This is a genomic window from Roseobacter cerasinus, from assembly GCF_009811755.1.
GTDB lineage: Bacteria > Pseudomonadota > Alphaproteobacteria > Rhodobacterales > Rhodobacteraceae > Roseobacter > Roseobacter cerasinus.
The window spans coordinates 562,619-575,400 of sequence record NZ_BLIV01000003.1 but is presented as its reverse complement, the minus strand read 5'-3'; the positions used below and the strand labels follow the sequence as shown (position 1 = coordinate 575,400).

The following is a 12,782-nucleotide window of genomic DNA, read 5'->3' as shown; positions in this document are numbered from 1 at the left end:
TTGCTTAACAGTCCTTGAACAGATCCACGCTGTCAGAAAGGATTTCCGGTGCCTTGCAGCACCCCATGCTCCAGTGCGTAACGGGTCAGCCCGGCGGTGCTGGAAATGCCGAGCTTGCGCTTGATGTTCTTGCGGTGCGTCTCGACCGTGCGCACCGAGATATCGAGCGCGATGGCCACTTCCTTGTTGGATTTGCCCTGCGCCAGTTGCAGCAGGATCGTCTGTTCGCGCCCGGTGAGCGCCTCGCGCGCGTCGCCGCCCTTGGGCTCCAGCGACCCGCGCGCGCCGGTGCAGAGATACCGCTCGCCGGACATGACCACGTCGATGGCCTGCTTGATCTCGTCGGTGGGCACGTCCTTCAGCACGTATCCCATGGCGCCATGGCTGAGCGCGGTCGAGATGTATTCGGGGCTGTCGTGCATCGACAGGATCAGAATGCGGGTGCCCGGGCGCTGTTCCAGGATGATCTCGGTCGCGGTCAGCCCGCCCATATCAGGCATGTTCAGATCCATGAGGATCACATCCGGGTCGAGCGTGGCCAGTTGCTCAATTGCGGCGCGCGCGGTGTTGCAAGTGCCTACCACATCGATGTCGTCATAGCTTTCGAGGATCGACTGGATGCCTTCAGCCACCATCGGGTGGTCATCGACAATCAGGATTTTCAGAGGGGTCATGCGGGGACTTTCCCACGATCGGAGGTTTCACGTTCGGGCGGCAGCAAATGCGAGAGCGGCACGCTCACTTCGATCACCGTGCCCGTGCCGCCGCGTGGCTGGATCAGGCGGAACTGGCCTTCCAACTGTTCCACACGCTCTTGCATATTGCGCAGGCCCAGCCCGCCGGTGGGGCCATCGCCCGGCAGGCCACGGCCATTGTCTTCAATCCGCAGGGTTGCGCCTTTCTTGTGGCCGCGCAGGTCAATGCGCACATGGCTGGCGCGGGCGTGACGCTCTATATTGGTCAGCGCCTCCTGCGCGATGCGGTACATGGCGATCTTGGCCTCACCATCGAGCCGGTTGCGGAAGACCACGGTCTGAAAGCTGACATCAATGCCGGTGCGCTCCTGGAAATCCTCGGCCAGCGCTTTGATCGCGGGGCCGAGCCCGAGGTCATCGAGCACGCCGGGGCGCAGGTCGCGGCTGATCCGCCGCACTTCGGAGATGGCCTCGCCCAGCGTCTCGATCCCTTTTTCCAGCGGCTGCCCGGCGGTGGCATCGCCCCGGTCGAGCTTGCGCCGCGCTGTGTCGAGCGCATAGCGCACACCGACCAACAACTGGCTGATCCCGTCGTGCAGCTCGCGCGCCACGCGCCCGCGTTCTTCTTCCTGCGCGTCCAACACTCTTTGTGTCAGTTTCTTGAGCTTGGCATCCGCCAGTCGGCGTTCGCGGATATTCAAACCCATGCCCGTGAGGAAGACGGCAAGCAGGGCGGCCAGCGTGATGACACCAATATAGAAGAAGGTCTGCTGCACCCGCGCCTCCACATCAGCGCGGGCTGAGGCGACGGTGGCCAACACGTCGTCGATGAAGACCCCGGTGCCCACAGCCCACCGCCAGTTTGGAAAACTGGTGACATAGGTGATCATGCGGGCCTCTTCGCCGGTGGAGGGCTTGGGCCAGAGATAACTGTGGTATCCTGCGCCTGAGCGCGCGATACGGATGATCTCATCCACAACCGGGGTGCCTTCGCTGTCAGTCAGGCCCGACCAGTTCTGATTGATCATCTCGGTCTGGCGCGGGCTGACCAGATTGGTGCCGTCATAGTCGTAGACAAAGAAGAACCCGTCCGTGCCATAGATCATCGCGGAGAGAATCTGGGTGACCTGATCCTTCGCGGCGCGATCCTCCGGCCCGGCGTTGCCATAGACAAAGTAAAAGCCGTTGCGCGCCTGGGTCACATAATTGGCCAGCTCGGCCTTCTTGGCCTCAAGCAGTTGCGTCTCCAACGCGCGGATCTCACGCTCAGCCAGGGCGCGCGATTGATAGGCGACAAGCACGGCAATCGCGGCCACCGCTGCAATCAGCGGGATCGTGGCCACCAGCGACAGTTTTTGCGCATAGCTGGGGCGAAAGAGAGCACCAAGCCGTTTCATAGCCGTCTGGTTACGTCGAAATTGCGCCGAATCAAAGACCGATCCACTGCGGTGACAGCCCTCGACCCGGTAACTCAGGCCGCCCAAAGCCGAAAATCGGCCAAAAAATATGACCAAAACGATCCAAATGCCGCCGATCTACGCAGTACTAGGTATTTCATTTGAAAACCGCCTCGCTAGTGTGGCCACACTTCAAACGACCCGCGCGATCTGTCGCGCACTGGGAGATATAACTGGGAGGAAGATCCAAAATGGACCGTCGTTCATTTCTAAAGACATCTGCATTGGGCGGCTCGGCCGCTGCCGCCACAACGCTGGCTGCCCCCGCGATTGCGCAAGGCAACCGCGTTCTGACAATGGTGACATCCTGGCCGCGCGGCTTTGCCGTGCTGGACGATGCGGCCACCTACTTTGAGGAAATGGTGGGAGCGATGTCCGACGGCACGCTGACCATCGACAAGAAAGCCCCAGGCGAGCTTGTCGGCGCCTTTGAGGTGTTTGACGCGGTCTCCTCCGGTCAGGCCGATATGTATCACTCCGCTGACTACTACTTCATCGGTCAGCACCCGGGCTATGCCTATTTCACCGCCGTGCCTTTCGGCGGCACCGCCCAGGAAGTGACCAACTGGTACCACCACGGCGGCGGCCACGAGCTGCACACCGAGCTGGGTGAGATCTTCAACCTGAAATCCTTCATCGCGGGCAACTCCGGTTCGCAGTCGGGTGGCTGGTTCCGCAAGGAAATCAACTCCGCGTCCGATTTCAACGGTCTGAAGTTCCGCATGCCGGGTCTGGGTGGCAAGGTGCTGGGCGAGCTGGGTGCTTCGGTGCAGAACATCCCGGGTGGTGAGCTTTATCAGGCACTGTCTTCCGGTGCGCTGGACGGTCTGGAGTGGGTTGGCCCCTTCGCGGACGAACGCGCCGGCTTCCAGGAAGTGGCGAAAGTCTACTACACCGCCGGTTTCCACGAGCCGGGCTCCGCTCTGGCCGCGAGCGTCAACCTCGACGTCTGGAATGACCTGTCGCCTGCGCATCAGGCGATCATCTCCAACGCGGCGATGGCGACCACGCACACCCAGCTGGCCGAAACATTGGCCAACAACGGTGCCGCGCTGGCACGTCTGCAGGCGCAAGGCGTGAAGACGCTTCAGTTCCCGGACGACGTCTGGGATGCCTTTGGCGCGGCCTCCAAGACCGTGATGGACGAGAACATGGGAGACGAGCTCTTTGCGAAAATCCGTGGTTCCTTCGAGGAATCGCTGGCGCAAAGCTCCGACTGGCTGCTCAAGTCCGACGGCTTCTACGTCGAGCAACGCAACCGCGTTCTGGCCAAAGGCTGATCGCACCACCACACAAAAAGGGGCTGCCACAGGCGGCCCCTTTCACGGCGCGAGGCCGGTGGGGCCGCAGATCCGGGCGAGACCTTGTTGTGCGGTAAGAGGCGCACAACAACGGAGGGGGACATATGGAAAACGACGCTGGCGAAGCCGCAGGCTCACTCTCCGTCATCTTTGACGGCATTCTGTGGTTCTTCACGAACATAGGCCTGGCCTTTTACAACTTCTTCTACGCGATCACGCATCCCGCACTCTGGCTGGACTGGTCCAGCAAGGAAGCGATCATGCGCTTCGTCTACTATGGGGGATCAGTTGAATTCTTCTTTGTGGTCTTCACGGCGTTTCTGGTCGTCTTTGCTGTCGGTCTTTGGAAAAACAGCTTCATGTGGGGCTGTGTTCAGGTGCTGGAGAGCTTTGCCAACACGGTTGGCCGGTTTTTCGCCTGGGCGGGGTTGCTGATGGTGATCCAGCAGATCGTGATCGTCTTCATGCAGCGGATCTTTACCCGGCCCGATATCTCAATCGGGTTCGGAATTCCGCTGCAGTTCGACATCAGCTGGTTTGCCGAAGAGCTGAAGCTCTATAATGCCATGGTTGTGTGCCTCTGCATGGCCTACACCTTCGTGCAGGGCGGTCACGTGCGCGTCGATCTGGTCTATTCGGCTGTGAAGTTCCGCACCAAGAAGGTGATCGACATGTTCGGCGCGGTCTTCTTTATGATGCCGGTCGCGGTGCTGATCTGGATGTACGGGTGGTTCTTCCTCTGGCGGCATCTGATTGTGCCCAACCCCTCCGCCTCTGACACGTTGGACCGGCTGCTCACCAAATCGCGCGCGCTGCGCTGGAATGTGGAGACCATCGGCTTCAGCCCTAATGGCTTCAACGCCTACTTCCTTTTCAAGGTTCTGCTCTGCGCCTTCACCGCCATGCTGTTTCTGCAGGCCGTGTCGATGTTCTTCCGCTCGTATCTGGAGTGGAAAGAGGGCGCCGAGAGCGAGAACAAATACCTCGACCGCGACAGCTTGGGCGAGGGCGAAGAGGCCTACGAAGGCACACACTAAAACGACGCTGCGGCATACGCAGCGCAATGAGGGACTGAACTCATGTTTTTCGGACTGGACGGCGTCGAAGTTGGCCTGATCATCGTTTTCATCTGCCTCTTTGGTGGCATCCTCTCGGGCTTTCCGGTGGCCTTTGCGATCGCGGGGGCCGGTGTGATTTCCTTCGGGATCATCGCGGCCCTCGACAGTGCGGGGTTGCTGATCCACCAGGCCATCGACACGGGCAGTCAGGTCTACCGGGATCTGGTGAACTCCGGCGTGAAACCCGACACGATATCCGTCTTCCGATACCCGGATTTGCCGCGCATTGAAGAGGCTGTCTTCCCCAGAGGGTGGGAAGACGCGATGAACCGCAATGTCTCTTTCGTGGTGAACCGCATGAACGAGCGCGTTCTGGCGGGCCAATCCATCGAGACACTGCTGGCCGTGCTGATGTTCGTGCTGATGGGCATCACCCTGGAACGCTCGAAGATCGCAAATGACCTGCTGACCACCATGGCGCGTGTCTTTGGCCCACTGCCGGGCGGTCTGGCTGTGTCCATTGTGGTTGTGGGGGCGTTCCTCGCGGCTTCCACCGGGATTGTGGGCGCGACGGTGGTGACCATGGGCCTGCTGGCGCTGCCCACCATGCTGCGCAACAACTACTCACCGGAGCTGTCGACCGGGGTCATCGCGGCCTCAGGCACCTTGGGGCAGATCATTCCGCCCTCCATCGTGATCGTACTGCTGGGCACGCTGGCAGGCGATCTCTACTCCCGCGCGCAGGAAGACCGGGCCAAGTTGGAAGGCTGCACCGATGCGCTGACCTATCTGGGTGAGCCGGCTGTGCTGTCTGTGGGCACGCTCTTTCAGGCCGCACTGCTTCCGGGGATCATGCTGGCGCTGCTCTATGCGCTTTATGCCTTTGGCTACGCGCTGCTGAACCCCGACAAGGCGCCTGCGGTCGAGATGGGCAGCACCAACGGCGAACCGGTGACCCGGGGCGAGGCCTTCACCTGGTTCCTTGGCGCGCCTGTTTTGCTGATCGTTGGTGCCATTCTTCTGGGCAATATGAATGTGATTGGCGATCAGTCGACCACGGTCTCCCGCTTCTCCGACATTGGAGAGGGCGCATCGCTGCGCACCAATGTGGGGCCGGAGTGTCAGGCGTCAATGATCGAGCTGCACGGCCAAGAGGCCTGGGACACCGCCGTTGCGGAACAGGCCGCCATCAATGACGCCGGTGGGGTGCAGGCGGCGCGGGCGCTGTCCGAAGAAGAGTTCGCGGAAGCACAAGCGGCCAAGATCGCAAACGCTGCGCCCATCGGCACAGGCATCGCCATCATCGTGGTGCTGACCTCGCTGTTCCTGACCACGGCGCGCGGGGTCTCACCCTCGACCTCTCCGCAGCCACTGATCGTGGGCGCCGTGGGGGCCATCCTGATGCTATTGGTGGATATCTTACTGGTTGGCCCGGGCACAAGCGCGGGGCTCGCCGTGGTGCTCATGGCCTTGCCCTTTGCAGCTTTGATGTATGGCGTCGTTCATGCCACCAAGATCTGCGCGCAGAATGAGCTCATTCGCGTGGTCTTTCCACCGTTGGTTCTGATCGTGGCGGTGCTGGGCTCCATCCTCGGTGGCATCACCAACCCGACACCGGCGGCCGCGCTCGGGGCCGGGGGCGCAATCATGCTCGCAGCCTACCGCAAGCTCAAAGACCAGGACCGCACGCCGAAGGTGATCATCTGGTCGACGCTGGCGATCATCGTCTGCATCCTTGTGGGCATCAATTTCGACCTGCGGATCAATGCGGGCACCCCGAGCTTTGAGAGCTGGGTCGCGTTTTTCGTGGCCTATGCCGCCTATCTCTATGCGCTCTTTGGGCTGCTCTTCTCCTGCTACGTGCTCTACACCTCCGGCGTGCTCAGCCCCGTGGTGCGCGAGACGGCCAAGGTCACGAGCATGGTCTTCACCATTCTGATCGGGTCGCAGCTTTTGAATATGGTGGTGATCTCCTTTGGTGGCGAGCACTACATCCAGCAGTTCCTCAAGAGCTTCGACAATGAGTTCACGGTCTTCCTGATCGTGATGATCGTGCTCTTCGTGCTGGGCTTCGTGCTCGACTTTCTGGAGATCATCTACATCGTGATCCCCATTGTCGGACCGGTGATCTATGGCGGCAGCTTTGACCCCAAATGGGTCACGATCATGATCGCGGTGAACCTGCAGACGTCCTTCCTGACGCCGCCTTTTGGCTTTGCGCTCTTCTACCTGCGCGGCGTTGCGCCGAAGGAGGTGACCACGGGCCATATCTATCGCGGGATCATCCCCTTCGTGCTGATCCAGGTGGCCGGTCTGGCGCTTTTGTGGTGGGTTCCGGGGATCGTGACACTTGTACCGGATCTGATCCCGAACTGATTGCGCAGCTGCGTTTGTGAAAAGAGAAGGGGCCTCGTGGCCCCTTTTTGATGATGTGGTGACAGATCAGGCCGCGGCGCGGCGCGCCCGACGCTTCAGAACGCTCAGGCCAGCAAGACCAAAGGCCATCATCCAGACCGATGCAGGCAGCGGGACAGGCGCGGGTGCCGCTTGCAGAACCTCGTAACGCAACCCATCAGCGGTGCCTTCGGCGAAGCCTTTCCAATAGGTGTGGTCGTCGCGCAGGGTGCCATCATCGTTGACGGACCAGGTCCCGTCACCACCACGGGCCAGCAGGTTCAGATAGGCGCCCTTGTCGACATCGCCCTTAAGCTCGCGATCCATCCAGGCGGTCAGGAAGTGCTGGCCCACATTGTTCATGAACACCGTGTCCCAGACCTCGTCCGTGTAGTGCTCCGAGACATTGAACCGCAGCCTGTCGTTGTAATAGAAACTCTCTTCCGGCGCGGGGATGGGGGCCACGGTGTTGTGCCCGCCGCCGTCGAAGGTCAGCAAGGCGCGGTCAACGCTGGTCGCGCCCTCCCAGATCGCCCGAACCCCGTTTTCATAAAGCGACGTGGCATCCTCGGACCCGGCAATGAAGAGCATTGGAATGTCGATGCCCGCCAGCCCTTCGGCATCCCAGAAGCCCGCATTCATGCCCCAGGGGCCAATCGCCACCGCCGTCTTGATGCGCGCGTCCGGCAGGGCCTCATGTGTGTCGCTGCCCGCCTGATGGATGCCCAGCGTACCGTTCGGCCCGCCCCAGGGATATCCGACCGAGGTTTCGGTGACGCCGCCACCTGCCGTGACGATGGCCCCATAGCCACCCATCGAGTAGCCAACCAACCCGGTGTTATCGGTGTCGATCAGCCCGGTGAACCCCGACCCTGCGGTGTTATTGAGCTGCGCCATCTGATTGAGCACAAAGATATTGTCCAGCGGCCGGTTCACCAGGGTGGAGCCAAAGGCGGATTGGTCGCGGTAGGTGGAGTCCGTATGGTCGATGGAGGCGACCACATACCCCTTGGAGGCCAGGTTTTCCGCCAGATGCGACATCAGAAACCGGTTGCCGGGAAACCCGTGGCTGAGCATCAGCAGCGGGAAGGCTTCGTCCCCTTCAGCCGGAGCGGCATCCCGCATGGCGCGGCCTTCCAGTGTGACTTCCGTGGTGCCGTCGCGGAGAAAGGTGTTGAATTTCGTCTCACCCGTGGCATCTGCGGCCGCCGGATACCACATTTCGACGGTCAAGGGGCGGTCATAGCGGGGCGGGTTGCCAGGGGTGCCAGCGCCGCCTGCCACAGACACGATGTCGATCTGATCCGGGTTCACGAACTCGAACTGCCGCACCCCGACGGGCAGGGTGCCGTATGCGGCCAATTCCGGTGCATCAGGCGATTGCCCGTCGATCCGGTTCTGCGCGGCCAGCGGGGATGCCGCCGCTGTCGCGACAAGCGCTGTGGTCAGGGTGATGTGCTTCATGGGGGGTCTTTCTCCGATTCTGATGAGCCTGTAGTGGCGCACACGCATAAGGTGTAGCGCCGCTATCACGGCCCAAAAAACAGAAGTTTACGACGGTTCAATGAAAGGCGGAGTGCCGCCCATGACGCTGCGTGACCTAGCGCGTCGGGCGCGTGTCCGGCAGGTGGATATTGGCCACCTGTTCCGCAATCGGATCGTTCGACAGCGGGTGCATGTCGGCTGTGAACTCCTCCGGGCTGGTCATCTTTTGCCAGCGCCCACCGACATAGATTTCAAGGCCCGAGAACTTGGACTTATAGCCCATTTTCTGGCTGCCCGGCACCCAATAGCCCAGATAGACATAGTCCAGCCCGGCCTCTTCGGCGATCTGGATATGATCGAGGATCATATAGGTGCCAAGTGAGCGCTTGGGTTCGTCCGGCGCGTAGAAGGAATAGACCATGCTGAGCCCGTCAGAGAGCACATCTGTCAGGCTCACCCCGATCAGATCGCCTGTCTCTTTATGAGTGTATTCGACCACGCGGCTGCGAATGGGGGTCTCTTCGATCATGGCGGCAAACTCGAAGACGTCCATATCCGCCATGCCGCCTTCCGCGTGGCGGCTGTCGAGATAAGTGCGGAAGAGTTCGTATTGTTCTTCAGAGGCCCAGGGCGAGGTGGCGCGTCGCGCCAGATCTTCATTGCGGTTTGCCGTACGGCGCTGGCTGCGCGAGGACCTGAACTGCGACACGTCGATGCGTGCGCTCAGACAGGCGGAACACTCCGCACAGGAGGGACGATAGAGCACATTTTGCGAGCGCCGAAAGCCTTGCTGCGACAGGCTGTCGTTCAGCTTGTCCGCATTGTCGCCCTGCAAAGCAGTGAACAGCTTCCGCTCCATGCGCCCATCCAGATAGGGGCAGGGTTGCGGGGCCGTCACATAGAATTGCGGCGCTATCGGCAATGTGTGGCGCATGAGACTCCAACTCGCTACACGCCAAGGATAACAAGACCCTTGCCAGCCGCCAAGATGAAGTTTGCGTTCACATGCTCGTGCTGCGGCGGTTTATCATCACCGTTCCGAGAACCTGGTCTGTCAGGCCCTGGCCCCGCGCCGTTGTCGCCATCAGCACCATGGAAATCAGCTGCAGCGGCGCCATGGCGCAGCTGATCGTATACCCCAGCGTATGGGCAAAGGCCGTGCCGAGCGTCAATGGCGCGCCGTCCGGCAGGCGCAGCTCGATGGCGAAGAGGCGCATGCCCCAGGTTGCGGACCCGTTGGCCAGGGTGACGGTGCGGTACATGAAACCAACCACCAGAAAGAGCAGAGGCAGGATAAAAATGGCCGTGAACAATGTGAAGGGCAGGATGATCAGGCAGGCGATGCCCGTCACCACCGCGTCGACCGCCCAGGCCAGAAGCCGTTTCATCGGGACACTGTCATAGAACTCTGGCTGGCTGTGTGGATCGGGAAGCGGCATGATGTCCTGCACTTTGCTCTGCGCGAAAAGGGCGCGCATTCGCCCCGGTGATACGCTTAAACGCTGTTGAGGTTCAAATGAGGAGAGGGCAGGGCGGGCAACGTGCCGCCAGCCCTCACCTGTGCGCGGGGCCGCAGGGGCCCCGGCGCGATGGCTCAGGCTTCGGCTGCGGGGTCAGCGCCCTTGCGCGAGCGATCTTCCATGAACTGGTCGAACTCGGCCTTGTCTTTGGCGTCGCGCAGCCGCTCCAGGAAGGCTTCAAACTGTTCCTGTTCCTCTTCGAGACGGCGCAGCGTGTCGGCCTTGTAGGAATCGAAGGCCGAGTTGCCGCTGGGTCGCATTGCGCGCATCCCTTGGCGCATGGAGGTGGATTTACGGCTGCAGGATGTGAACATGCGTTTGCTCCAGATCATGTAGAAGAGAAGGGCCAGACCAACCGGCCAGAAAAAGACAAAGCCCAGGACCATAGCAGCGATCCAAGCGCCCTTGCCTTTCGAATCAAGCCAGTTTTCGGCGCGGGTGAACCAACCGGGCTGGCTGGGCAGGGGGGTGACATGAGTCGCGGTGGTCATCGAAGTGCCTTTCTGCTGTGTGTGGTCCTCGGGATCTCCGGGGATGTGAATGTCTTTCACATTACAGAGATTGGGATCCGGCAGGCAGGTTACAAGGCTAGATGTGAATGTTTTTTACATTAACTGAGGATATATAATAATATCAGAAGTTTGTGGGGTATTGTTTTGGGGATTCCACTCTGGTGCACTACGGGTTTTTCACCAATGACACCAGGTTTCGCGGCAAACGGTTTTGGTCGGTTTGCTGCGACAGGCGCGACGAACATGCCCGCTTCTACTGACTTCGCCTGGAAGGCGGGGGGCGAAAAGAAGCATCCACACCAATATCCGGCGCGGGGCCCAGATACCGCGGGAACGTCCGCATCGCCCGCAGATACATCGTCTTCGTCTGCAGCCTCTTGCTCCTCAAGTCTTCGAGAAACCGCTGGCGCAGGGCCAGAACGTCGTGGCCCATGATCGGAACCTGCGCCATCGGGCGGAAACGGTCCCAATCGTCAGACAGGTGCACCCATCTGCAAAACCGCAGCGCCCCAGTCAGAGCGCAAGACCCGCCACAAGCGTGAAATTACCGCGAGCGCGCTTTCGCCCTTGCCCCACCATGGCGCCATATAACGGCGCGGGTATAAGCGGGTCGGCGGTCCTGTTCAGACGTGGCCGCCGACCTGCGCCACCACTTACGGAATGATCCGGTTATACTTGGTGCCCTGCAAGGTCGCGCCAAGCAGCAGACCGGCGCGTCCGAAGACGGCGGCCTGAACCGGCGACAACGCCGTGGTGGTGTCGGCTTTCACGCCGTCGCCTTGATCCGAGATCACATATTCCACGTCACCGCCGACAACCCAGCCGGGAGAGCGGCGGAAGTTGGTCAGTGACTCATCCGTCAGGAAAAACAGCACATGCGTATACTGCTGCGCGCCGATCTGCAGCCCGCCCGACAGCTGCGTGCTGGAGTAATAATCCACCGTGGCCTCGTTCACCCGCAGCGCGCCGCGCCCATAGGCCCCGCCAAAGCCGAAGCCCGCCTCGGTGATCAGTGGCATCACCAGCATCCCGCTCGACTTCTCTGCGAGGTTCACGGTATTGGGATAGCGCCGGTACATCTCTTCGAGGGTTGCATCAACCCGGGCATCGAGCGCTTGCGCGCCACGCGATCCAATGCCGTTGCCGCAGGCCGCCGTGACCGACACCCCCGCCAGTGCGCCGAGGGTGAACCCCCGACGAGTAAGATCTATCTTGTTCATGTCATCCGCCTGTAATTTCATTGCTCTGATGCCGGTTTGTCCGACTTGTGCGCAAATATACGCCGAGGCGGGCGTGCTGTCACTCAAAAGCTCATAAGCTGCGCAGCTTACCGCTGTCCGTTCAACACCCGTGCGGCGGCGGGGGCAAAATAGGTCAGGATGCCATCGCATCCTGCGCGTTTAAAGGCCATCAGGCTTTCCATCATGACCTTCTCGCCATCGATCCAGCCATGCTGCGCCGCCGCCTGGATCATGCTGAACTCGCCCGAGACCTGATAGGCATAGGTCGGAGCGCCGAAGGTCTCTTTGACCCGGCGGCAGATATCTAGATAGGGCAGGCCCGGTTTGACCATGACCATATCGGCGCCTTCGCGCAGGTCGCGCTCGATCAGCCGCAGCGCTTCGTCGGAGTTCCCTGGGTCCATCTGGTAGGTCTTCTTGTCGCCGGTCAGCGCACCCGAAGCACCCACCGCATCGCGGAACGGGCCATAGAAGGCCGAGGCGTATTTGGCCGAATAGCTCAGGATCATCACATTCTGATGGCCCGCCGCTTCCAGCGCCTGCCGCATCGCGCCCACGCGCCCGTCCATCATGTCGGAGGGTCCAATGATATCCGCGCCCGCGTCGGCCTGCGCCAGCGTCATCTTGACCAGCGCCTCGACCGTGCGGTCATTCACGATCTCGCCGTCTTCGACAAAGCCGTCGTGACCGTTGATGTTGTAGGTATCCAGCGCCACATCCGTCATCACCGCCAGTTCCGGCACCTCCGCCTTGATCGCGCGGATCGCCCGGTTGGCGTGGTTCTCCGGGTCCCAGGCGCCCGCGCAATCTTCCGTGCGCTCCTCGATGCCGGTGTAGGGGAAGATGCAAATGGCCTTGATGCCCAGATCCGCCGCCTCGCGCGCGGCCTTCGCGATCTTATCGACCGAGCGGCGATAGACCCCGGGCATCGAGGGGATCGGCTCCTCAATCCCTTCGCCCGCCCGCACAAACACCGGCCAGATGAAGTCATCCACGCTGAGACTGTTCTGCCGGGTCAGCGCGCGGATCGCGGGGCTTTGCCGAGTGCGGCGCAGGCGGGTGGCCGGGAAGGGGCTCTGAGTGGGTCGCATGGCATCTGTCCAGTTTTTGTGACACTGC

At 61.3% G+C, this 12,782-nt stretch carries 11 protein-coding genes; 3 read left to right on the top strand and 8 right to left on the bottom strand.

What is annotated here, in order from left to right; genetic code table 11:
• Positions 1-32: 32 nt before the first annotated feature.
• Together So717_RS10280 and So717_RS10275 are read right to left on the bottom strand one after the other, a co-directional pair.
• Complete coding sequence (locus So717_RS10280; RefSeq protein ID WP_159976840.1) at positions 33-674, bottom strand: response regulator transcription factor; 642 nt, start codon at positions 672-674, stop codon at positions 33-35.
• A complete protein-coding gene (locus So717_RS10275) occupies positions 671-2,092 on the bottom strand; it encodes a cache domain-containing protein (RefSeq protein WP_159976838.1) in 1,422 nt (473 codons plus the stop codon). Before So717_RS10275 ends, So717_RS10280 begins: the two co-directional genes overlap by 4 nt.
• Before the next feature lie 251 nt (positions 2,093-2,343).
• Between So717_RS10275 and So717_RS10270 the strand changes: the two genes are divergently transcribed.
• The 3 genes from So717_RS10270 to So717_RS10260 all read left to right on the top strand — a co-directional run bounded on the left by So717_RS10270 (position 2,344) and on the right by So717_RS10260 (position 6,887).
• The gene (locus tag So717_RS10270; RefSeq protein ID WP_159976836.1) at positions 2,344-3,432 is read left to right on the top strand and encodes a TRAP transporter substrate-binding protein; all 1,089 of its coding nucleotides are present in this window, start codon (positions 2,344-2,346) and stop codon (positions 3,430-3,432) included.
• Positions 3,433-3,557: 125 nt separating this feature from the next.
• On the top strand, positions 3,558-4,490 hold the full coding sequence (locus So717_RS10265) for a TRAP transporter small permease subunit (RefSeq protein ID WP_174239029.1): 933 nt from the start codon (positions 3,558-3,560) through the stop codon (positions 4,488-4,490).
• Positions 4,491-4,532: 42 nt separating this feature from the next.
• Entirely contained in the window at positions 4,533-6,887 is a 2,355-nt protein-coding gene (locus tag So717_RS10260) for a TRAP transporter large permease (protein WP_159976834.1), read from the top strand.
• Between the two features lie 66 nt (positions 6,888-6,953).
• Here the strand turns inward: So717_RS10260 and So717_RS10255 are convergent, their stop codons facing one another.
• The 6 genes from So717_RS10255 to hemB all read right to left on the bottom strand — a co-directional run bounded on the left by So717_RS10255 (position 6,954) and on the right by hemB (position 12,754).
• The gene (locus tag So717_RS10255; protein ID WP_159976832.1) at positions 6,954-8,369 is read right to left on the bottom strand and encodes an alpha/beta hydrolase family protein; all 1,416 of its coding nucleotides are present in this window, start codon (positions 8,367-8,369) and stop codon (positions 6,954-6,956) included.
• A gap of 136 nt (positions 8,370-8,505) precedes the next feature.
• Complete coding sequence (locus So717_RS10250) at positions 8,506-9,324, bottom strand: arginyltransferase (RefSeq protein WP_159976830.1); 819 nt, start codon at positions 9,322-9,324, stop codon at positions 8,506-8,508.
• A gap of 67 nt (positions 9,325-9,391) precedes the next feature.
• Positions 9,392-9,868, bottom strand: coding sequence for an RDD family protein (locus So717_RS10245; RefSeq protein ID WP_238840802.1), 477 nt, complete (start codon positions 9,866-9,868; stop codon positions 9,392-9,394).
• Between the two features lie 116 nt (positions 9,869-9,984).
• Complete coding sequence (locus tag So717_RS10240) at positions 9,985-10,401, bottom strand: DUF2852 domain-containing protein (protein WP_159976828.1); 417 nt, start codon at positions 10,399-10,401, stop codon at positions 9,985-9,987.
• Between the two features lie 674 nt (positions 10,402-11,075).
• Complete coding sequence (locus So717_RS10235) at positions 11,076-11,642, bottom strand: lipid-binding SYLF domain-containing protein (RefSeq protein ID WP_159976826.1); 567 nt, start codon at positions 11,640-11,642, stop codon at positions 11,076-11,078.
• A 107-nt stretch (positions 11,643-11,749) separates the two neighbouring features.
• The gene (gene hemB, locus So717_RS10230; RefSeq protein ID WP_159976824.1) at positions 11,750-12,754 is read right to left on the bottom strand and encodes a porphobilinogen synthase; all 1,005 of its coding nucleotides are present in this window, start codon (positions 12,752-12,754) and stop codon (positions 11,750-11,752) included.
• Between the last annotated feature and the right edge of the window lie 28 nt (positions 12,755-12,782).

Bases quoted from the DNA above. Each gene is read 5' to 3' on its own strand.
- So717_RS10280 (WP_159976840.1), bottom strand. From the start codon at position 674: ATGACCCCTCTGAAAATCCTGATTGTCGATGACCACCCGATGGTGGCT.
- So717_RS10275 (WP_159976838.1), bottom strand. From the start codon at position 2,092: ATGAAACGGCTTGGTGCTCTCTTTCGCCCCAGCTATGCGCAAAAACTG.
- So717_RS10270 (WP_159976836.1), top strand. From the start codon at position 2,344: ATGGACCGTCGTTCATTTCTAAAGACATCTGCATTGGGCGGCTCGGCC.
- So717_RS10265 (WP_174239029.1), top strand. From the start codon at position 3,558: ATGGAAAACGACGCTGGCGAAGCCGCAGGCTCACTCTCCGTCATCTTT.
- So717_RS10260 (WP_159976834.1), top strand. From the start codon at position 4,533: ATGTTTTTCGGACTGGACGGCGTCGAAGTTGGCCTGATCATCGTTTTC.
- So717_RS10255 (WP_159976832.1), bottom strand. From the start codon at position 8,369: ATGAAGCACATCACCCTGACCACAGCGCTTGTCGCGACAGCGGCGGCA.
- So717_RS10250 (WP_159976830.1), bottom strand. From the start codon at position 9,324: ATGCGCCACACATTGCCGATAGCGCCGCAATTCTATGTGACGGCCCCG.
- So717_RS10245 (WP_238840802.1), bottom strand. From the start codon at position 9,868: ATGCGCGCCCTTTTCGCGCAGAGCAAAGTGCAGGACATCATGCCGCTT.
- So717_RS10240 (WP_159976828.1), bottom strand. From the start codon at position 10,401: ATGACCACCGCGACTCATGTCACCCCCCTGCCCAGCCAGCCCGGTTGG.
- So717_RS10235 (WP_159976826.1), bottom strand. From the start codon at position 11,642: ATGAACAAGATAGATCTTACTCGTCGGGGGTTCACCCTCGGCGCACTG.
- hemB (WP_159976824.1), bottom strand. From the start codon at position 12,754: ATGCGACCCACTCAGAGCCCCTTCCCGGCCACCCGCCTGCGCCGCACT.